This is a genomic window from Dickeya sp. NCPPB 3274 (assembly GCF_000406205.1).
In the GTDB taxonomy this organism is placed as follows: domain Bacteria; phylum Pseudomonadota; class Gammaproteobacteria; order Enterobacterales; family Enterobacteriaceae; genus Dickeya; species Dickeya fangzhongdai.
In genome coordinates, this window is sequence record NZ_CM001979.1 from 3,340,151 (window position 1) to 3,360,380 (window position 20,230).

Here is a 20,230-nt window from a genome sequence, read left to right on the forward strand (position 1 = left end):
GATTAGGCTCCTGATAACAGCGACGGTTGTGAAGGCGTATTCGCCAACTGGGTTCCCAGCAACTGTGCTTCCAGCCAGGCCAGCCACGCTTCCATCCCCTCGCCGGTGCGGGCGGACAGCGCAATCACCTTGATGTGCGGATTGACGCGGCGCGCATTGGCGACACAGGCTTCCAGATCAAAATCCAGATACGGCAGCAGGTCGATCTTGTTAATAATCATCAGCGAGGCAGCGGCAAACATATGCGGGTATTTGAGCGGCTTGTCTTCCCCTTCGGTCACCGACAGCACCGCGATCTTGTGACGTTCGCCCAGATCGAAACCGGCCGGACACACCAGATTGCCGACGTTCTCGATAAACAGCAGGCTGTGCGCCGGCAGTTGCAGCCGATGCATGGCGTCATGCACCATTTGCGCGTCCAGATGGCAGCCTTTGCCGGTGTTGACCTGAATCGCCGGAACGCCGGTAGCGCGGATACGCTCGGCGTCGTTGGTGGTCTGCTGGTCGCCTTCAATCACCGCGCACGGCACCTGTTCACGCAGCAGATGCAGCGTACTGGTCAATAGCGTGGTTTTACCGGAACCGGGGCTGGACACCAGATTCAGCGCCAAAATCTGATCGGCGTCGAAATGCTCGCGGTTGTGCGCCGCCAGTTGGTTGTTTTTGCTCAGCACATCCATCTCGATCTGCAACAGGCGTTGTTGACCTATGCCCGGCGCGTGGGTGCCGGCCGCCCCTTGCCCATAGTGCAAATGCTGCTCCCGCTCCACCGGCTGAAAGCGCGCTTCCGACTGGGCGTGCTCATGTGCATGATGAGAGTGCGAATGATCATGATGAGAGTGTGAGTGATCATGCGCGCGACGCGACGCCAGCGGACGTGACGCGCCGTGATAATGGTGATGCACATCGCCGTGATGATAATAGTAGTGGTGATGATGAATGATCACGCCGGGCGCGGTCGACGCATCGTCATGTTCATGGTGATGGGGATGCGAGTGGACATGGTCATGACTGTGGCTATGTTCGTGGTGGTGATCGTGCGTATGGGGATGGTCGTGTGAATGGGTCAGCTCATCGCCTTCGATTCGACGTTCTCCCTCGCCACAACCGCATGTGGTACACATTGATACGACTCCTCCGGTCAAGCAGACCGTTTTTTACTGATTGCACGCCGGCATGGCGACGGCGTGTTATTCAATCGCCAGTTGCTTCAGTTGCAGGCTATCGCCGCTCTCGACCCGCAGGCTATGGCTGCCGCAATGCGGGCAACCGCTGTCGTGGTCGGTTACTTCTACCGCCTGACTGCACTGCCAGCACCAGGCCTGCGCCGGACGCACCGCCAGATGTAACTGGCAACCGTCCGCCAGCGTCTGACGACAGACCGATTCAAAACAGAACCGCAACGCGCGCTCTTCGATACAGGACAACGCGCCGATCTCCAGCCAGACGCCGGTCACCCGCCGGGCGCCGTGCTGACGCGCCTGCTGCTCAATCAACTCCAGCGCGTTGTAGCACATGGAAATTTCATGCATCCCGCTAACTCCGGTAACGGCTGAACAGCGCGCGGCGGCTGAGGTTTGCAGGAGCGTCGGCGTCGCGCACCGGCAACGACAGCGCCATACACGCGCTTTGCTGCGCCAGTTGCAGCGCCTGCCTGGCGTCGAGCGCCGGGTCCAGCGGCGACATCAGCGAGCAGGACAGGTACTGCTGTCCGTCGTCACTTTCGCTCACGACAAATTTTACGCTGCCGCAGGGCAGGTCCAGCGCCAGTCGGGTGGAAACCTCACGCCGGGGCCACTGCTGTCCCGGTCCCGGCAACACCAACAGGCTGATCATCCACGGCGTCAACAGGCAACCGAACCACTGCTGTTCAAACAGGGTAAACCCACAGGCCTGCACCGGAATGCCATCGCGATAAAACGGCAACAGCCGCATACGCTCTTGCGCGATACGGCTGAACTCGGCCTCCAGCCAGGCCACCGGACTCTGATCATGCCCCTCAATCCAGTCCGATTCTTTGCGCTCACCGGGTATTGCGGGCGGATTATTACCGACGTCGAGTGGCGAGGCGGAAAAAATGTCAGTCATCGCACACCTCCTGCGCGGCCTTCTCCGTTACCGCAACGCCGCTCTGGCGCAGCGCAGCGATGATATGCTGCAACGCTGGTTGCAGCGCGCGGGTAACGGTATCGGACAGGCCGATACCGGAGTCGAGCGCTTCCGGTTCCACCCCCACCAGCGTTAGCTGGCGGGGAAATTCGCCGGTCAGTTGCAGCGCCATCAGCACATCGGCCAGCCCTAACTGGTGCGGGGAGATCTTGCGGGTAAACAGCGCCGGCACCTCACGGTCGCGCAGCACCGTCACACTGCCCGGCGCCTGACCGGTGAGCACGGCGTCGGCTACGATCAGGTGATCGCGCCCGGCCATGCATTCCATCAGCTCCATACCGCAGGTGCCGCCGTCCACCACTTCAATGGCGGGCGTGCAGTCGAACCGCTGCTCTAGCCGTTCCACCAGCCTCACCCCAACCCCTTCGTCACTCAGCAGGATATTGCCGATCCCCAGCACCAGTATGTTCATCACAGCACCTTCACCCGGGTTACTTCATTGCCGTTGACGGTATCCACCACATGCACCGCGCAGGACATGCACGGGTCGAAGGAGTGGATGGTCCGCACCACTTCCAGCGGCTTGTGCGGGTCGGCCACCGGCGTGCCCACCAATGACTGCTCGTACGGGCCGGGCTTGTCGTCGCCGTTGCGCGGGCAGGAGGTCCAGGTGGACGGCACCACCGCCTGATAGTTGGTGATCTTGCCGTTTTTGAACACGATCCAGTGCGACAGCATGCCGCGCGGCATCTCCCCGAAGCCCACGCCGTGAAATTCGGTGTCCGGCGACAGATCCGGCTTGATGAAGGTCTGGTGATCGCCTTTGCCGATGTTGTCGACCAGCGCCTGCCACTGCTGCGCCAACGTATCTTTCAGCACGCAGCAGTGCACGGTGCGGCCAATCACCCGGCCTAACGTAGAGTGCAGGTGTTTCTCTTCCAGTTGATGGCCGCTAAGCGCTTTATAAGCGGCTTTTACCTGATCGAAATGCGCCAGCGTGTCTTTATGCTTCGCGGCCAGACCGCACAGCAGCCAGGCCAGCGGCCCTACTTCCACGGTTTTGCCGTAGAAAGTCGGCGATTTCACCCACGAGTACTTGCCGTCTTCATGCCAGCCGGTGTAGTTAGGACGGGTCAAGCCCTCCCACGGCGCCAGCGGTTGATCGTCCTGATACCAGGCGTGCTTGCCGCTCTCGCGGATGCCGTCGATCAGGAACTTATCGCTGTGGCTGGTGATCGGCCGGTAGCGCGACAGGTCGCTGTTTTCGATATACCCGCCCGCCAGCAGGAAACTGCCGTTTTTGTTGTCGGTCGGCAGTTCCGGCACGCTCAGGTAGTGATCGGCGCCGCGCCCCAGCGTCAGCCACTGCGGGTAGTGAGCGGCAATCACCGCGCAGTCCACCTTGTAGACCTGCTCGATGAAATCGCCCAGCCGATCGATAAAGCTTTTCACGTACATCAACCGTTCCAGGTTGAGCACGCTCGGCGCGTCCAGATTGATCGGGTTAGCCACGCCGCCGACCGCCAGATTCTGGATGTGCGGCGACTTGCCGCCCAGAATCGCCACAATGCGGTTGGCGTCGCGCTGGCATTCCAGCGCTTGCAGATAGTGGGCGACGGCGATCAGGTTCACTTCCGGCGGCAGCGACATCGCCGGGTGGCCCCAGTAGCCGTTGGCGAAAATGCCCAACTGGCCGCTGGCTACCAGATCTTTGAGTTTCTGCTGCACCTTGGTGAACTCGGCGGCGGTATTCAGCGGCCAGTCGGACAATCCTTTAAGCAGCGCCGCCGCTTTCTGCGGATCGGCTTTCAGCGCCGAGGTCACATCCACCCAGTCGAGCGCCGACAGTTGATAGAAATGCACGATATGGTCGTGGATGCTGTGCGCCGCCAGAATCAGGTTGCGGATGTACTGGGCGTTGACCGGCACGTTCAGACCGAGCGCGTTCTCCACCGCGCGCACCGAGGCGATGGCGTGCACCGTGGTGCACACGCCGCAGATGCGCTGCACGATCATCCAGGCATCGCGCGGGTCGCGCCCTTTGACGATCTCTTCCATACCGCGCCACATGGTGCCGGATGACCAGGCTTTGGTGACCTTGCCGTTTTCAATTTCGCAATCAATGCGCAGATGCCCTTCGATACGGGTAATGGGATCAATGGTGATGCGTTGGCTCATGCTTTACCTCAGCCTGATGATGCGTATGTTCGCCTTTCAGCGCGGGCAGTACCGGCAGCAGGCGGATTAACAAGATGTAAGCGCAGACCTCAATGGCGACGAAGCCAATGGAAATCAGGATCTCCTGCGCTTTGGGGAAGTAGTGGTAGCCGTTGCCCGGATTGAACGCCAGCAGCGAGTAACTCAGTCGCCACAGGGCGGCGCCGAACAGCATGCTGAGCGCGCTGACGAACAGCCAGCGGGCGTCCTGACGGCAACGTTTCAACCGCAGAATAACCAGCGGCAGCAGCATCAACCCTGCTTCGCACCAGAACATGACCGAGAACCGGTCGCCGGCGAACAGCAGCACGGTTTTCTGGTGCCAGACGATCTCGCCGAAGCGCAGCACCACAAACAGCAGCACCAGCACGTGGGCCAGCCCGGTCAGCTTGCGAAACAACGCCTGTTCGTCCGGCCCGCGCCCTTTCAGCCCGGCCTGCACCAGCGAACCTTCGAAAATCACAATCGAGAAGCCCATGATGAACGCAGTCAGCAGCGACAACAGCGGCAGCAGTTCATAGCTCTGCCACAGCGGATGCACCTTATAGCCGGCGGAAATCATCAACGACCCCATCGACGACTGGTGCATGGTAGGCAGCAACGCCCCCAGCGCAATGATGAAAAACATCACCTTGTTGAGCCGTTTCAGCGACACCTTCCAGCCGAAGCGTTCCAGCACCACCGGCGCGAACTCCAGCGCCATCACCCCGATGTAGATGGTCATACACACCGCGGTTTCGAACAGCACCGAGTTGGTATTGAAGTAGCCGGGAATGTAGAAGTACGGCAGGTTCCAGTAACGCCCAACGTCGATGGTGATCGACAACCCGCCCAACGAGTAGCCGAACAGGCTGGCGAGCAGCGCCGGGCGCACCAGCGGGTGGTATTCGCCGCGATTGAACACGTACACCGCCCAGGCCAGCGCCCAGCCGCCGCAGGCGAACCCGGTGCCGACCAGCAGGTCGAAGGCGATCCAGATCCCCCACGGGTAGCCGCCGTTCAGATCCGCCACCGAGCCGATCCCCAGAAACAGACGTTTCACGATCAGGATCGCGCAAATCGCCACCAGCGGAGCCAGCAGCATTACGGGCCAGCTCACCAGCCGCCCGCCCAACGGACTTGCTTTATGCGCCGTCATGAGGTTTCTCCTGTGAGTCGTGCGTCTCTTCCCGCTCGGCGCGGGTATTGCGATGCACCAGCACCGACAACCCGGCCAGCACCGCCAGCGGCAGCACCATCCCCTTGTACAAGGTATGCTGGATATGCTCCGAACGCGCGCCGGTAGACAGCGAATCCAGCGTCGGCATTTCCAGGTTCTGGTACGGCACCCCGGCCAGCACCAGCACCTGCGTGCCGCCCGCTTCGTTCTCGCCATACACATAACGCTCGTAAGTCGGCACGGTGTGCAGGTAGGTGTCTTTGCTACTCAGCGTCTGGCGCGGATAGGCGTACTCGTCGCCCGGCTTGAGCGCCAGCCGACGTTTCGCCTCATCCAGCAACTGCTCGCGGGTGCCGTAAATCACCGCCCCGGTCGGGCAAACTTCTACGCACCCCGGCATGCCGCCCTTATCAAGCCGCGCCAGTTCCGGCTGGTTGCACAGCTCGCATTTGTGCAGCTTACCGAGCGGGTTTTCATAGTCGTACTTCGGCACATTGAACGGACAGGCCACCATGCAGTAACGGCAGCCGGTACAGACGCTGGCGTCGTAATGCACCACGCCGGTTTTCGGGTCTTTCTTCAGCGCCGAAACCGGGCACACCGACACGCAGTTGGGGTCGACGCAGTGCATGCACTGCTTCTTGATGTAGGCGTAGCCGTCTTGTACCTGATCCTTGTTTTTGCCGTCGCCGCTGCGCCATACCTGAATGATGTTGTTGGTATAGGGACTGAGCTTGTCGTTGTTGGACCAGGTCGCCGCGCCGCCGCTGTAGACCGAGCTATCCGGTTTATAATCCAGCTTGTTGACCTGCTGGCATTTGCTTACGCACGCCTGACAACCCACACACAGTGTGGAGTCGTACAGCATGCCGAGCGAACCGGGAATCGGCGGCCGGTTGGTGGCCGCCGCTTCAGTCGCCAGCGGCGTGCCCGCCAGCAACGCCCCGGCGGAAGCCAGCTTGAAGAAATTGCGTCTGTTCACGGCTTAACCCTCCCGGGATGCGTTGCCGGCGTCCTGCTGTTTTTGCTGACGACCCAGTTCACGCACCGCCATCAGGCTAACGCCTGCCACCGCCCCCAGCACGCCGCCGATAAGCCCCGTGGCCGTAGCGGAACTGTTGCCGCCTTCCGGGCTGGTGACCGCCGGCTTCTCAACGCGCGGCGTCGGGTTTTCCACGTTGGCCAACTGGAAAATGCCCTTGGTGAACCCGATGCCTTGCTCGTTGCAGCCATAGCACGGGTGACCAATCCCTACCGGCCAGATGCCGCCGCCCACGTCGCAGAACTCCAGCGTCGGGCAGTTGCCGTAGGTTTCCGGCCCTTTGCAACCCAGATGGTAGAGGCACCACCCTTGCCGGTGTCCTTCATCGCCAAACTCTTTGGCGAAGCGGCCGGCGTCGAAATGCGGGCGACGCTCGCAGTTTTCGTGGATCAGTCGGGCATAGGCGAAGGTGGGACGGTTCTGGCTGTCGAGCGCCGGCGCGCGCTGATAAGTGATGATGTGCGCCACGGTCGCCAGGAAGTTGTGCGGGTTAGGCGGACAACCGGGAATATTGATAACGGTTTTGCCCGGCAGCACGTCCTGCAAGCTGGCGGCGCCGGTCGGGTTGGAACCGCTGGCCGGCACCCCGCCCCAGGCGGAACAGGAACCGATGGCGACGATCGCCGCGGCATGCTCGGCGGCGGCGCGGATATGCTCGACGATCGGCTTGCCGGCCACCATGCAGTAGATGCCGCCATCCTTCAGCGGGATGGAGCCATCCACCACCAGTACGTATTTGCCTTTGTACTGTTCGATGGCGCGGTGTTTGTTTTCTTCCGCCTGCTCGCCGAAAGCGGCGGAGAGGACTTCGTGGTATTCCAGCGAGATGGTATTCAGCAGCAGGTTTTCAATGGTCGGGTGGGTGGCGCGCAGCAGGGACTCGGTACATCCGGTACATTCCTGCGCGCCAATCCAGATCACCGGCGGACGCTGGGGAGACGTCAGTGACTGGGCCATATCTGCGGCGGCGGCTTCTTTCAACCCCATGGTGGCGGCAAGTGCTGCACATAGCTTCATAAAATCACGGCGATTGATGCCGTGATGGGAAAGCATCATATTTTCCCCATTCATTCTTTATTATTCTCCTGTAGCCAGGTCGAAGTAACACATTTACGTGTCGGCATAGAATAATGAGGAGAATAACGTCACCGATTTGATCTCTATCAATCGGCCGGGGAATAACCATTTTATTTGTACGTCTTCTGTGAGGCTCTCCGCGACATTTCTTTTTTAAAAGCACGGAATGTCAGATTAAATGAGAAAATATCTCAATGCGTAACAAACGGATAATTTTTTTGTGATCTACAATAGCTTAATCGATTTAACAGCGACTTATATCAGTTATAATAAAATTATTATCATATTGATTTTTAATGTTTTTATTAGAAAACAACTTCAGAGTGGTTTTATTTTTCCATCACTCGTTTACATTCGTCATCAGCCCATCAGTCAGCTCAGTTATTTTAGATACTTTACTTTTAAAAGTGTGATTACAGGATAATGTCTCTGTCTAAACGAAAGATAAAAGCGATGGCTGCGGTTGTTTTTCACACAGGACTATTTCTCCCTCGCCGCGCCTGATTTCAGGTCGCCGTCTTTTTAACATTTCAGGCAATAAAAAAAGCAGCCGACAAGCGGCTGCTTTTTTCCGAAAGGCAAAACGTTATTGGATTCCGCGGCTGCGCAGATAATCTTCGTAGTTGCCGCTGAAATCGATCACTTTACCCGGGGTGATTTCCACAATGCGGGTCGCCAGCGAGCTGACGAATTCACGGTCGTGAGACACAAACAGCAGCGTGCCCTGATACATCTCCAGCGACATGTTCAGCGATTCAATGGATTCCATATCCAGGTGGTTGGTCGGTTCGTCCATCACCAGAACGTTCGGTTTTTCCATCATCAGCTTACCGAACAGCATCCGTCCTTTTTCGCCCCCGGACAGCACCTTAACCTTTTTACGGATGTCGTCCTGAGAAAACAGCAGACGCCCCAGCACGCTGCGCACCGCCTGCTCGTCGTCGTTCTCCTGCTTCCACTGGCTCATCCAGTCAAACACGGTGAGATCGCCATCAAACTCGTATTCGTGATCCTGCGCGTAGTAACCGATACGGACGTTTTCCGACCATTTGACCATGCCGGATTCCGGCGCCAGTTCACCCACCAGCGTTTTCAGCAGGGTGGATTTACCGATCCCGTTAGTACCGAGAATCGCCACCTTCTCCCCCACTTCCACCAGCATTTTCAACTGGCTGAACAGCGGACCGTTATCAAAGCCTTTGGTCAGCCCATCGATTTCCAGCGCGTTACGGAACAGTTTCTTGTCCTGTTCGAAACGGATGAACGGGTTCTGACGGCTGGACGCTTTCACTTCTTCCAGCTGGATTTTATCTATCTGACGGGCGCGGGAAGTCGCCTGACGCGATTTGGACGCGTTGGCGCTAAAGCGGCTGACAAACGACTGCAATTCGGCAATCTGCGCCTTCTTCTTGGCATTGTCCGCCAGCAGACGCTCGCGCGCCTGCGTCGCCGCCGTCATGTACTCGTCGTAGTTGCCGGGATAGATCCGCAATTCGCCGTAATCCAGATCCGCCATATGGGTGCAGACCATGTTCAGGAAGTGACGGTCATGGGAAATGATGATCATGGTGCTGTTGCGCTCGTTCAGCACCTGCTCCAGCCAGCGGATGGTATCGATGTCCAGGTTGTTGGTCGGTTCGTCCAGCAGCAGAATATCCGGATTGGAAAACAGCGCCTGCGCCAGCAAGACACGCAGTTTCCAGCCTGGCGCCACTTCGCTCATCGGACCGTAATGTTGCTCCAGCGGGATCCCCACGCCCAGCAGCAGTTCGCCGGCGCGCGATTCAGCGCTGTAACCATCCATTTCGCCGTATTTGACTTCCAGATCCGCGACCCGATAGCCGTCTTCCTCGCTCATTTCGCTCAGCGAATAGATACGGTCGCGTTCTTCTTTGACTTCCCACAGTTCGGCGTGCCCCATGATCACCGTATCCAGCACGCTGTATTGCTCAAACGCGAACTGATCCTGACGCAGTTTGCCGATCCGCTCATTCGGGTCGATGGCGACATTGCCTGTGCTCGGCGCCAGATCGCCGCCGAGGATCTTCATAAATGTGGATTTGCCGCAGCCGTTAGCGCCGATCAATCCATAGCGGTTACCGCCGCCAAATTTGACAGAAATGTTTTCAAACAACGGCTTACTGCCGAATTGCATCGTAATATTATTGGTTACCAGCACAGCACTTACTCGATTCGGAATGTGATTTGGCGCGCATTATGCCACAAGCGGAACACAGAATCCCGGCGATTATCGGACGTTTTTTAATCAGATGCGGATTTGATGCCCCCGCCAACGGCATCAGCAGCGACCGCGCCTGACGACAGACACGACAACATCTTGTTAACCGTACATAATGAGCACTGCTCCCGATCGCAGAAGGAAAGATCAGATGCCGTCATCACGCCGTTTTAAACAGGTCGATGTGTTCAGCCATCATCCCGCCAAAGGCAATCCGCTGGCCGTCATTCTCGACGCCGATGGCCTCAGCGATGAACAGATGCAGGCCATCGCCCGCTGGACCAATTTGTCGGAAACTACCTTTGTGCTGCCGCCGGACGATCCGCTGGCTGATTATCGGGTGCGTATTTTCACCCCGTCGGCAGAATTGCCGTTCGCCGGACACCCGACGCTGGGAACCGCGCACGTCTTGCTGGAATCCGGCCTGACACCGCATGTACCGCATCAGGTGATCCAGCAATGCGGCGTCGGGCTGGTGCCGGTGGCTATCGGCGATAACGGCCAGCTCGCATTTCGCGCGCCGGACGTCACGACGACCGAGCTCGACCCTCAGCATGACGCATTGCTCGACAGCGCCATCGGAAGCCATCTGCGTCATCCAGGCCATCGTCCCGTCAACGTGCAGATGGGCATCCGCTGGCTGACAGTGCGGATGGAAAGCGCGCGTGCCTGTCTGGAGGCACGCCCGGACGCTACGCATCTACAACGATTGCAGCAACTCGGACAGACCGACGGCGTAGCGATTTACGGCCCGCATGACCACGCCGGTCCCGCCGATTATGAAGTACGGGCCTTCTTTGTCATGAATGATGCGGTGGTGGAAGATCCGGTAACCGGCAGCGCCAACGCCTGTATTGCCAGAGTGATTCAGCACAGCCCGTTGCCGGAGCAGGCGGACCACACGCTCGGTTATCGGGTACGTCAGGGCACCATGTTGTACCGGGACGGCCGGGTCAATGTTTCCTACATTGACGGCCAGCCGTGGATTGGCGGCCTCAGCAACACCTTGATTGACGGGCATATTACCGTCTAATACGCGGCTCTACCCGCTAACCGGCCGTCAGAGCGGCGGCCGGTTATTCCTCCGACACGGCCATTACCTTCAAAATAATGTGACTTTCATCACGAAAAAGTTGAAATGACGTTCCTTATCCATTATTATCAAAACCGTGATGAACATCACATAAAACCTCAACGACGATAATGGAGACACCACATGAACGCATTCATCAACTTCTTCAAAAAACTGGGCGACATCTACGTAAGCTACTGCGAACGTATCGGTTCCATCATCAGCCCGTTTTAACATGAGCGCCGTAAACTAAAAGCCGCCATCATCATTCTGACGAGGCGGCTTTAGTTTTTTCATTCCCTTCTGACATATATCACGCAGTCTTTTTCATCCCTGTATCTGATTTCTGCTCACTTCGTTGACGATGTCTGAGCCTTTTGCGTTTGCGGCAGCACTATCTCGACATTTTCCATCATCCCCTGATCCTCATGGTCCAGAATGTGGCAATGCAGCACGAATTCGCCGATATAGCGCTGATAGCGCGTTCTCAGCAGTACGCGATAATAATTTTGCGGCGTACCCGTCAACTGGCCGGGCAACAGGTTGGTTTTGACGAAAATCGTGTCTTTCCACTGCCCTTTCAAGCCGGCGAACTGGCTGTCGCCATCGGCTTCCGTGACACCGGGCAAACTGACGTCACGCCCCTGCGGGTCATAAATCGCGACAATCTGGAACGGATTCACATGGATATGAAACGGATGGCTGACGCTGTACGAACGCAGTTCCCACTCCTGCGACGCCCATAGCGGCAAAGTTATATCAATTCGCTTCGGGTCATAAGCTTGTATGTGTTTCGGCAACCACACACCGTTAACTTTCTCGACGCCAAAATCGTGACCAATAGCGAAGACGTTGTTTGTATTCGGCCGCGTGCCGCCGGCAAAGAAAACGATTTTCTGTTTTGGCTGACCGGCAATCTCTTCATCGCTCACATCCCTTGTATGCGGCGCGAACCGGGTGAGATAGATCTGATTATCGTCACGATTCAGATCACGAATAACCGCCTGCCGCACCTCTTCCGGCATCAGCTTCTGCGCCGAATAGGTCAGTTTCCGCCGTAAGGTAGGGACAAAGTCCTGCACGGCAATACTGTCCGTGCCGGATACGGAAACAAACCCCAGCAAACTGTTGCCCTGAGCCTTACCGGTAATGCTGCCCGTCATGGATTGCTGCGGCTGAATCATGCAATAACCGCCCGCCTGCGGAAACATCGCCAGCAGGTCATAACGGTACCCCGGTTGTAACGTTACCTTATCCGCCGTCAGCGAGTGGGACATGGTCAGGCCATCGGCGGCGACCACCTGGAATGGCACCTTTTCGCCGGAGCAGAGTTCATTAATCAGCGCTCCTACCTCCTGACGGCGTAAATTGCCCAGATAAGCCTTGCGATGTAATTCGTTAAGACTCAGGCCCGGCTTTATCTTGCGGAATTCCAGATTGATGGTTTCCCGCACGCCAGCGTGAATCAACCGCCAGCGCTCTACCTGCCCGGCGGTGGCTTTAAAGGTCGGCAGCACCACGCCGTTGATGCTGGTCCAGCGGCCGGACGCCTGCCAGGTGCCGGGGCCGAACTGATCGTAATCTTCAATCACGCCGGTCTCATTCGGGAGGCAATTCCAGTTGATATTGCCCTGCTTATCCCGTTTCAGCTTGCCGTCCTCGCCCCAGGCAGGCGTACTGAATCTGCTGAAACAATACCGTGTGCTCGGGAAACGGCTGCTGACTGTCGGGATCGATCAGAAGCGTATCCAGATCGCCGTTCGACGCTTCGGTGGGTTTGCGGTTGCCATGAACGATAAGCGCCCCCGCCATGCCGCTGGAAACCTGCAACGCGGTGGAACCGTGCCGGTGTGAGTGATACCAGAAGGTGCCGGCCGGAATATCCTGCGAGAAGTTGTACTGGTATTCGAAGCTGTTGCCCGGATTCACCGACAGCAGCACATTGTCGCTATTGCCTGTCGGGCTGATCCAGATACCGTGGGCATGCAGGTTGGTGCCATTAAAACAGTGAGGCGGGTCGAACAACTTCGGCGATGACCGCGAATCGTTCGCCGCAGGTTGCGCCATGTTGGTATGCGAATGGGCAGTCGCTTCACCATTCATCTGATGCGGCTGGCAACTGCTATCCACCGGCAAATTGTTCTTGAGCAGGATACGCACCGTATCGCCGGGCATAGCATCAATCTGCGGCGCCACAAACGGCGCCCCGATAACCGGTTGCCTGTCCGTACTGCCGGTGTAACCCCGTAAATGCACCTTTTGGAAACGGTTTTGCGACGGATCATAAATCTTTCCGTCTACATATCCGACATCCAGTTCATAATATTTTTCCCTGTTTCCCTCCTGCACTCCGCTAAAATGATTCTGCAATAGCGACCTGACCAGTCGCTGCAAGTGCGGCGGGTTTTCAAATAGAAAATCAGCCTCTTTATTTTCATCCGGCGTATTTTCATTGACTGCCGACGGGCCATCGGCATGGCTATCAAATACCACTAATGTCAGCAGGAAAATAAAAACATCCCGCAATGTCATTCTGTATCCAACCTTGTCACATGTTGCCATCTCACCATCCCCCTTGACCTGACACAATTCATTATTTATTGAATTTAATGGATAAAATAACAAATCCTCTTTATTAGCCCGATGTATTGCAGAAGGGCTGTAAATAACAAAAGATCTTGTCATTATTTCCAGACCGGAAACGTCTGGGGGAAAGTAAATAGCACGTTCATTTCGGGCAATCAGATATTTTCCTAAACCCGGAAAAGACACTGTATCGATATTTTTCCGTAGATAATGAAACCCGATAACTGATTAAAAAGAAGGGGAATTAAAACCAGAGGCAGGATTTGGAAACAGAACCTCGAAGATGAAGGCGATTAACCCGCAATACGATTAACCCGCAATAATAGAAAAGCCGCGATAATTCGCGGCTTTCAGTACGGTATACCGAGGGATTACATCAGCGGCTGCGCCAGTTGTACCAGCGAAATCAGCGGCTGCGGGTAGAGACCCAGCAGCAGAACCAACACCGACGAAATCAGTACCACCACGCCGCCCGCGGTCAACGCCCAGTTATTCGGCGTATCGCGGTTCAGGGTTTGCGGCGCGCTCAGATACAAACTTATCAATACGCGCAGGTAGTAATACAGACCGATGGCGCTACCCACCACCACTGCCGCGCTCAACCACCACAGGTGGGCATTCACGCCTACCGCCAGCACGTAGAATTTGCCGAAGAAGCCCAGCGTCATCGGAATACCCGCCAGCGACAGCATCATCACCGTCATCACCGCAGACAGGATCGGCTTATGCCAGAACAGACCGCGGTAAGAGAACAGCGAATCCGCATCCGGACCCCGATACGGGCTGGACATCAGGCTGACCACGCCAAACGCGCCCAGGCTGCTGAACAGGTAACCGGCCAGATATACGCCGATGGTTTCCAACGCCAGTTGCTGAGTCTGCACCGCAATTAGCGCCACCAGCAGGTAACCCAGATGCGCGATCGACGAGTACCCCAGCAGGCGCTTGATGTTGCTCTGCGCCACCGCCATCAGGTTACCGAACAGAATCGACGCGAAAGCGATCACGCCCAGCGTGGTGCGCACCGATTCAGCATCCACCAGCGGCGCATACAGGAACAAACGCATCACCGCGCCGAAGATAGCGATCTTGCTGGCGGTCGCCAGGAAGGTAGACACCGGCGCCGGCGCCCCCTGATACACATCCGGCGTCCACAGGTGGAACGGCACCAGCGACAGCTTGAAGCCCAGCCCGACCAGCATCATACCCAGACCGGCCAGCAACAGCGGCGCATGCAACTGGTGGTCGTTCAGGCTCTTGCCAAGGCTGGCGAAGCTCAGGCTGCCGGAGTCGGCATACACCAGCGCCATGCCGAACAGCAGGAACGAGGACGCAGCGGCGGACAGCAGCATGTATTTGATGGCGGCTTCCAGCGAACGCTTCTGCCGGAAGGCATACCCCACCAGACCGAACAGCGGCAGGGAGATCAGTTCGATGCCGATGAAGAACGCCGCCAGATGGTTGGCGCTCGCCAGCAGAATACCGCCCAGTGCGGCAATCAGCACCAGCAGATAGAACTCATCTTTGTTGTCCGGGTAGCCTTCCAGCCACGGGTAGGCGAACGTACTGGTCGCCAGACTCGCCGCCAGCACCAGGCCGGTATAGAACATCGAGAATCCGTCCACCCGGATCAGCGGGGTGACATCGGTCGGCCCAACCTGGCCGACCAGATACAGCGATAACAACGCGATGTTCAGGCCGATGACCGTCAGCGTAGCGTTGACAAAATGGTTGCGTCGCCACGCAATGCACAGCATCACAACCACGACTGTCAATCCAACGATTAACAGTGGCGATATCGCGATTAGTTGTTGAAGAGTTATTGTCATGGCGAATTACAGCCCTGTCGTTGAAATTGTTGAACCCTGAACCGATGACGTAAACCATTGCTGGATATTGGCCATCGCCGCGCTGGACGTATCCAGGATCGGCTGCGGATAAACGCCCAGCAGCACCAGCAACACCACCAGCAGCAGAATAAGCGACAGTTCGCGCGCGCTCATCGCCTGCAAAGGCGTGTCCGATTTAGCGGCGCCGTAGAAAGCGCGCTGCATCATCACCAGCGAATAAACGGAAGCAAACACCAGACCGAAGGTGGAAATCACCGTAATCACCGGCACCACCGGGTAGCTGCCGAACAGAATCATGAATTCGCCGACAAAGTTACCGGTACCCGGCATCCCGAGCGTGGCTACCGCGAAAAACAGCGACAGCGCGGGCAAGTAGCGAATCCGTCCCCACAAACCGCCCATCTGACGCAAATCGCGGGTGTGCAGGCGTTCATACAGCTGACCGCAAATAATGAACATACCGGCGGCCGACAGGCCGTGGGCAATCATCTGCACCACCGCGCCCTGATAGGCCAGTTGACTGCCGGAATAGATGGCAATCATCACAAAGCCCATGTGCGACACCGAGGTGTAAGCGATAAGACGTTTGATGTCGGTCTGTTTGAACGCCATCCAGGCACCGTAGAAGATGCCGATGACACCCAGCCACATGGCGATCGGTGCAAAATCGTGAGAAGCGTTCGGGAACAGCGGCAGGCTGAATCGCAGCAGACCGTAGGCGGCGGTTTTCAACAGAATCCCCGCCAGGTCCACCGAACCGGCGGTCGGCGCCTGACTGTGCGCATCCGGCAACCAGCCATGCAGCGGCACCAGCGGCATTTTCACCGCGAAGGCGATGAAGAAGCCCAGCATCAACGCATATTCCAGACCGTAGGACATCGGCGTTTTCAACAGGCGGGGATAATCGAAGGTCCATTCGCCGGTAGCATTATGATGTACGAACACCAGCGCCAGAATGGCGATCAGCATCACCAGGCCGCTGGCCTGCGTATAGATGAAGAACTTGGTTGCTGCCGCGATACGGGTCTTGCCATCAGAGCCTTTGTGTCCCCACAGTGCGATCAGGAAGTACATCGGCACCAGCATCATTTCCCAGAAGAAGAAGAACAGGAACATGTCGATGGACAGGAAGACGCCAATCACACCGCCGAGAATCCACAGCAGGTTGAGATGGAAGAAGCCCTGATAGCGTTGAATCTCACGCCAGGAACAGAGGATCGCCAGCACGCCCAGCAGGCCGGTCAGCACAACCATCAGCAATGACAGTCCGTCCAGCGCCAGGTGAATCGAGATACCAAAACGCGGTATCCAGTTCAGCACGAACTCCGACTGCCATTGCGGCAGGCCCGTCGGTGTCGCCAGCGAAAAGCCGCCCTGCAGCCACAACTGCAGTGACAGCGCCAGTGTCAGCCCCATGGAGATCAGCGCGATCCAGCGCGGCACGCGAGTGCCAAAACGCTCGAGCTGCCAGCACAGCAGGCCGCCGATAAAGGGGATAAGAATCAGCCAAGGTAGTAGCATGGCGTTTTGTGTCCCTAAATTAAAGAAAACGAAAAACTTGCTGCCTGCGGGGCCACCCATCAGCGAACGCCCCGCCCCTCTGCATTACCGCATCGCTTAGACCAGCAACAGCAGCGCCAGCACCACCACGGCGCCGACCCCCATTGAGGCGACATACCAGCGCACCTGCCCGTTTTCGCTGACGATCAGCGCACGGTTGCCCCAGCGGGTCAGGATGGCCGGAATGTTCATCAGCGCATTGAGCGGGTCACGCTGCAGCAACGTCGCAATAGCCAGATACGGTTTGACGAAGACCTTGTCATACAGCCAGTCGAATCCCCATGCATGGAACCACCATGTCGAGAAGAAACGACCCGGCGCGCTGTTGGCGACGCTCGTCACCAACTGACGTTTGCCCAGCCACAGCGCGGCCGCCAGCAGAATACCGGCAATCGCCACCACGCCGGAGGCGATTTCCAGCGTCATGACCTGACCGTGCTCAAGCTCGGTCGTGGCCGGCAGTACGCCGTGCAGCGGCAGCGCAATCTGAGCGCCGACAAAGGTGGACAGCACCAGCAGCACCAGCAACGGCAGGTGATGGGAAATCCCCTTGCCTGCGTGGGCCTTGGTTTTTGCTTCACCGTGGAACACGATAAAAATCATCCGGAAGGTGTACAGCGACGTCATGAACGCGCCCACCAGACCGGCAATCACCAGATTAATGTGACCGTTGGCCCAGGCGCCGGCCAGAATTTCATCCTTACTGAAGAAGCCGGCGGTTACCATCGGCAACGCTGCCAGCGCGGCGCCGCCCACCAGGAAGCAGGCATACACCAGCGGAATGGTTTTACGCAGACCGCCCATCTTGAAGATGTTCTGTTCGTGATGGCAGGCCAGGATCACCGAACCGGACGACAGGAACAGCAGCGCCTTAAAGAACGCATGGGTCATCAGGTGGAAAATAGCGGCGTCCCACGCCTGTACGCCAAGCGCCAGGAACATGTAACCAATCTGGCTCATCGTCGAGTAGGCCAGTACGCGTTTGATATCGGTTTGCACCAGCGCGGCGAAACCGGCCAGCAACAGCGTGACGGCGCCCACATTAGCGACCAGATGCAGCACGTCCGGCGCCAGCAGGAACAAGCCGTGGGTACGGGCGATCAGATACACGCCCGCGGTCACCATGGTTGCGGCGTGGATCAACGCCGAAACCGGCGTCGGACCAGCCATCGCATCCGCCAGCCAGGTCTGCAACGGCAACTGTGCCGATTTACCGACCGCGCCACCCAGCAGCATCAGCGTCGCCCAGGTGATCGCCGGGGAGCCTTCGGCCAGATGTTGCGGCGCCAGTACCATCAGATCGCGGAAGTTCAGCGTACCCAACTCGCGGTACAGGATAAACAGCGCGAACGCCAGGAACACGTCGCCCACGCGGGTCACGATGAACGCTTTCATCGCCGCGGCGCCGTTGTTCGGGTTGGTGTAGTAGAAACCGATCAGCAGATAGCTGCACAGCCCCACGCCTTCCCAACCGAGGTACATCAGCAGCAGGTTGTCCGCCAGTACCAATACCACCATGCTGGCGATAAACAGGTTGGTGTAGGCGAAGAAACGGGAATAACCCTCTTCACCGCGCATGTACCAGGAGGCGAACAGGTGGATGAAGAAACCCACGCCGGTTACTACCGACAGCATGGTCAGCGACAGCCCATCCAGCGCCAGCGTGACGCCGATGTCAAACTTGCCGACCGTCATCCAGCTCCACAGATGCTGGCTGAAGAAGGTCACCCCGCCAGGCTGTTGCTGGCTGAGGAAATCCACCACGGCTCCGCCAGTCACCAGCGCAGCCAACCCAATAGACCCCACCCCGACGGTGGCGGAAACATTTTCCGACCAGCGCCCGCGAGAGAAGGCCAGCAACAGGAATCCGATCAGCGGAAACAGAATTGTTAAGTAGAGTAAGTTCATCCGCGCATCTCACTGACAGTATCAATATTCAGGGTCTGACGGCGACGATACAGCTGCAGCAGCAGCGCCAGGCCAATACTGGCTTCCGCCGCGGCCAGCGTAATAGCCAGGATATACATCACCTGACCATCCGGTTGCCCCCAATAGCTGCCGGCGACCACGAAAGCCAGCGCCGCAGCGTTAATCATGATTTCCAGGCAGATCAGCATGAACAGAAGATTGCGGCGAATCACCAGCCCGGTCAGCCCCAGCACGAAGAGGATGGCCGCCAGCAGCAAGCCATGTTGTAGCGGAATCATGCGCGTTCCTCCGTTATTTTTTTGTCGGCATCCTGATCTTTGGCAATCAGCTCTCCGCGCTTGTCTTCACGGCCGATGTGGAAAGCCACCACCAGACCCGCCAGCAGCAGCATCGACGCCAGTTCCACCGCCAGCACATACGGCCCGAACAGGCTGATGCCGACCGCTTTGGCATCCACGATATTGCCAGCGATATTCTGGCCGGTGACGCTAAGAATCCCTTTGACGATAACCGCCAGCAGAATCAGGGACAGCACACCCGGTCCTATCCATACGCTGGGTTTCAGCCACAGTTTTTCCTGCTCATCCACCGAGTTGCCGAGGTTCAGCATCATCACCACGAAGACGAACAACACCATGATGGCGCCGGCGTAAACGATTATCTCCAGCGCCCCGGCGAAATACGCCCCCAGCGAGAAGAACACACCGGCCACCGCCAGTAACGAAACAATCAGATAAAGTAATGCATGTACTGGATTGGTATGGGTAATGACACGCAATGTTGCCAGTACCGCAATAATCGCAGTCGCATAAAAAGCGAATTCCATGCTTGGCTCCTTAGGGCAGCAGGCCTTTAACGTCAATGGGTTTGGCTTCGTTTTCGGCTTCGCCCTTCTCTTTCCCATCAACAGCCATACCGGCCATCCGGTAGAAGTTGTATTCCGGATATTTACCCGGCCCCGAGATCAGCAGATCGTCTTTTTCGTACACCAGGTCCTGACGCTTGAACTCACCCATTTCGAAATCGGGAGTCAGCTGAATAGCCGTGGTCGGGCAGGCCTCCTCGCACATGCCGCAGAAAATGCAGCGGGAGAAGTTGATGCGGAAAAACTCCGGATACCAGCGGCCATCCTTCATTTCCGCCTTCTGCAGGGAGATACACCCTACCGGGCAAGCCACGGCGCACAGGTTGCAGGCTACGCAACGCTCCTGTCCGTCCGGATCGCGGGTCAGCACAATGCGGCCGCGAAAACGCGGCGGCGGATTCACTGGCTCTTCCGGATACATTTTGGTTTCACGCTTTTTAAACGCGTTGGAACCCACCATGCAGATACTGCGTACCTGGGTGCCGAAACCAATCAAAAGTTCTTTCAGTGTCATGGTTTATTCAC

18 protein-coding genes are annotated in these 20,230 nt (G+C 57.6%); 1 reads left to right on the top strand and 17 read right to left on the bottom strand.

Annotated features, from left to right (window positions below; translation table 11 throughout):
- Window positions 1–2: 2 nt before the first annotated feature.
- From hypB to DXX3274_RS14955, 9 genes are all read right to left on the bottom strand, one after another.
- Complete coding sequence (hypB, locus tag DXX3274_RS14915) at window positions 3–1,124, bottom strand: hydrogenase nickel incorporation protein HypB (RefSeq protein ID WP_050569886.1); 1,122 nt, start codon at window positions 1,122–1,124, stop codon at window positions 3–5.
- A gap of 66 nt (window positions 1,125–1,190) precedes the next feature.
- The gene (hypA, locus tag DXX3274_RS14920; RefSeq protein ID WP_042860459.1) at window positions 1,191–1,532 is read right to left on the bottom strand and encodes a hydrogenase maturation nickel metallochaperone HypA; all 342 of its coding nucleotides are present in this window, start codon (window positions 1,530–1,532) and stop codon (window positions 1,191–1,193) included.
- 4 nt (window positions 1,533–1,536) lie between these two features.
- The gene (gene hybE, locus DXX3274_RS14925) at window positions 1,537–2,088 is read right to left on the bottom strand and encodes a hydrogenase-2 assembly chaperone (protein ID WP_084478804.1); all 552 of its coding nucleotides are present in this window, start codon (window positions 2,086–2,088) and stop codon (window positions 1,537–1,539) included.
- Entirely contained in the window at window positions 2,081–2,581 is a 501-nt protein-coding gene (locus tag DXX3274_RS14930) for a HyaD/HybD family hydrogenase maturation endopeptidase (RefSeq protein ID WP_042860460.1), read from the bottom strand. Before DXX3274_RS14930 ends, hybE begins: the two co-directional genes overlap by 8 nt.
- On the bottom strand, window positions 2,581–4,287 hold the full coding sequence (hybC, locus tag DXX3274_RS14935) for a hydrogenase 2 large subunit (RefSeq protein ID WP_042860461.1): 1,707 nt from the start codon (window positions 4,285–4,287) through the stop codon (window positions 2,581–2,583). Before hybC ends, DXX3274_RS14930 begins: the two co-directional genes overlap by 1 nt.
- A complete protein-coding gene (gene hybB / locus DXX3274_RS14940) occupies window positions 4,265–5,464 on the bottom strand; it encodes a Ni/Fe-hydrogenase cytochrome b subunit (protein WP_042860462.1) in 1,200 nt (399 codons plus the stop codon). The genes hybC and hybB overlap by 23 nt, the downstream gene beginning before the upstream one ends.
- Entirely contained in the window at window positions 5,451–6,467 is a 1,017-nt protein-coding gene (hybA, locus tag DXX3274_RS14945) for a hydrogenase 2 operon protein HybA (RefSeq protein ID WP_038667515.1), read from the bottom strand. The genes hybB and hybA overlap by 14 nt, the downstream gene beginning before the upstream one ends.
- Before the next feature lie 3 nt (window positions 6,468–6,470).
- On the bottom strand, window positions 6,471–7,598 hold the full coding sequence (hybO, locus tag DXX3274_RS14950; protein WP_071603970.1) for a hydrogenase 2 small subunit: 1,128 nt from the start codon (window positions 7,596–7,598) through the stop codon (window positions 6,471–6,473).
- A gap of 592 nt (window positions 7,599–8,190) precedes the next feature.
- Window positions 8,191–9,783 carry an ABC-F family ATPase gene (locus DXX3274_RS14955; RefSeq protein ID WP_042860463.1) on the bottom strand — a complete coding sequence of 531 codons (1,593 nt, stop codon included), beginning with the start codon at window positions 9,781–9,783 and terminating at the stop codon, window positions 8,191–8,193.
- Between the two features lie 211 nt (window positions 9,784–9,994).
- Between DXX3274_RS14955 and DXX3274_RS14960 the strand changes: the two genes are divergently transcribed.
- Entirely contained in the window at window positions 9,995–10,876 is an 882-nt protein-coding gene (locus tag DXX3274_RS14960; RefSeq protein WP_042860464.1) for a PhzF family phenazine biosynthesis protein, read from the top strand.
- A gap of 389 nt (window positions 10,877–11,265) precedes the next feature.
- On the opposite strand, the gene DXX3274_RS24295 is transcribed toward DXX3274_RS14960, so the two are convergent.
- From DXX3274_RS24295 to nuoI, 8 genes are all read right to left on the bottom strand, one after another.
- Window positions 11,266–12,507, bottom strand: coding sequence for a multicopper oxidase domain-containing protein (locus DXX3274_RS24295; RefSeq protein ID WP_238556046.1), 1,242 nt, complete (start codon window positions 12,505–12,507; stop codon window positions 11,266–11,268).
- Between the two features lie 43 nt (window positions 12,508–12,550).
- Entirely contained in the window at window positions 12,551–13,687 is a 1,137-nt protein-coding gene (locus tag DXX3274_RS24300; RefSeq protein WP_238556047.1) for a multicopper oxidase domain-containing protein, read from the bottom strand.
- Between the two features lie 185 nt (window positions 13,688–13,872).
- Window positions 13,873–15,330: an NADH-quinone oxidoreductase subunit NuoN gene (gene nuoN, locus DXX3274_RS14970; RefSeq protein ID WP_042860465.1), complete on the bottom strand. Its 1,458-nt coding sequence runs from the start codon at window positions 15,328–15,330 to the stop codon at window positions 13,873–13,875.
- Window positions 15,331–15,336: 6 nt separating this feature from the next.
- The gene (nuoM, locus tag DXX3274_RS14975) at window positions 15,337–16,872 is read right to left on the bottom strand and encodes an NADH-quinone oxidoreductase subunit M (protein ID WP_038669442.1); all 1,536 of its coding nucleotides are present in this window, start codon (window positions 16,870–16,872) and stop codon (window positions 15,337–15,339) included.
- A gap of 96 nt (window positions 16,873–16,968) precedes the next feature.
- A complete protein-coding gene (gene nuoL, locus DXX3274_RS14980) occupies window positions 16,969–18,819 on the bottom strand; it encodes an NADH-quinone oxidoreductase subunit L (RefSeq protein WP_042860466.1) in 1,851 nt (616 codons plus the stop codon).
- Window positions 18,816–19,118 (bottom strand): NADH-quinone oxidoreductase subunit NuoK, encoded by a 303-nt coding sequence (nuoK, locus tag DXX3274_RS14985; protein ID WP_012769142.1) that lies wholly within the window; start codon window positions 19,116–19,118, stop codon window positions 18,816–18,818. Before nuoK ends, nuoL begins: the two co-directional genes overlap by 4 nt.
- Complete coding sequence (gene nuoJ, locus DXX3274_RS14990) at window positions 19,115–19,666, bottom strand: NADH-quinone oxidoreductase subunit J (RefSeq protein ID WP_038667497.1); 552 nt, start codon at window positions 19,664–19,666, stop codon at window positions 19,115–19,117. The genes nuoK and nuoJ overlap by 4 nt, the downstream gene beginning before the upstream one ends.
- Before the next feature lie 10 nt (window positions 19,667–19,676).
- Window positions 19,677–20,219 carry an NADH-quinone oxidoreductase subunit NuoI gene (gene nuoI, locus DXX3274_RS14995; protein ID WP_013318702.1) on the bottom strand — a complete coding sequence of 181 codons (543 nt, stop codon included), beginning with the start codon at window positions 20,217–20,219 and terminating at the stop codon, window positions 19,677–19,679.
- Between the last annotated feature and the right edge of the window lie 11 nt (window positions 20,220–20,230).

Bases quoted from the DNA above. Each gene is read 5' to 3' on its own strand.
- DXX3274_RS14960 (WP_042860464.1), top strand. From the start codon at position 9,995: ATGCCGTCATCACGCCGTTTTAAACAGGTCGATGTGTTCAGCCATCAT.
- nuoI (WP_013318702.1), bottom strand. From the start codon at position 20,219: ATGACACTGAAAGAACTTTTGATTGGTTTCGGCACCCAGGTACGCAGT.
- hybC (WP_042860461.1), bottom strand. From the start codon at position 4,287: ATGAGCCAACGCATCACCATTGATCCCATTACCCGTATCGAAGGGCAT.
- nuoL (WP_042860466.1), bottom strand. From the start codon at position 18,819: ATGAACTTACTCTACTTAACAATTCTGTTTCCGCTGATCGGATTCCTG.
- nuoJ (WP_038667497.1), bottom strand. From the start codon at position 19,666: ATGGAATTCGCTTTTTATGCGACTGCGATTATTGCGGTACTGGCAACA.
- nuoK (WP_012769142.1), bottom strand. From the start codon at position 19,118: ATGATTCCGCTACAACATGGCTTGCTGCTGGCGGCCATCCTCTTCGTG.
- nuoM (WP_038669442.1), bottom strand. From the start codon at position 16,872: ATGCTACTACCTTGGCTGATTCTTATCCCCTTTATCGGCGGCCTGCTG.
- nuoN (WP_042860465.1), bottom strand. From the start codon at position 15,330: ATGACAATAACTCTTCAACAACTAATCGCGATATCGCCACTGTTAATC.
- hypA (WP_042860459.1), bottom strand. From the start codon at position 1,532: ATGCATGAAATTTCCATGTGCTACAACGCGCTGGAGTTGATTGAGCAG.
- hybB (WP_042860462.1), bottom strand. From the start codon at position 5,464: ATGACGGCGCATAAAGCAAGTCCGTTGGGCGGGCGGCTGGTGAGCTGG.
- DXX3274_RS14930 (WP_042860460.1), bottom strand. From the start codon at position 2,581: ATGAACATACTGGTGCTGGGGATCGGCAATATCCTGCTGAGTGACGAA.
- hybO (WP_071603970.1), bottom strand. From the start codon at position 7,598: ATGAATGGGGAAAATATGATGCTTTCCCATCACGGCATCAATCGCCGT.
- hybE (WP_084478804.1), bottom strand. From the start codon at position 2,088: ATGACTGACATTTTTTCCGCCTCGCCACTCGACGTCGGTAATAATCCG.
- hypB (WP_050569886.1), bottom strand. From the start codon at position 1,124: ATGTGTACCACATGCGGTTGTGGCGAGGGAGAACGTCGAATCGAAGGC.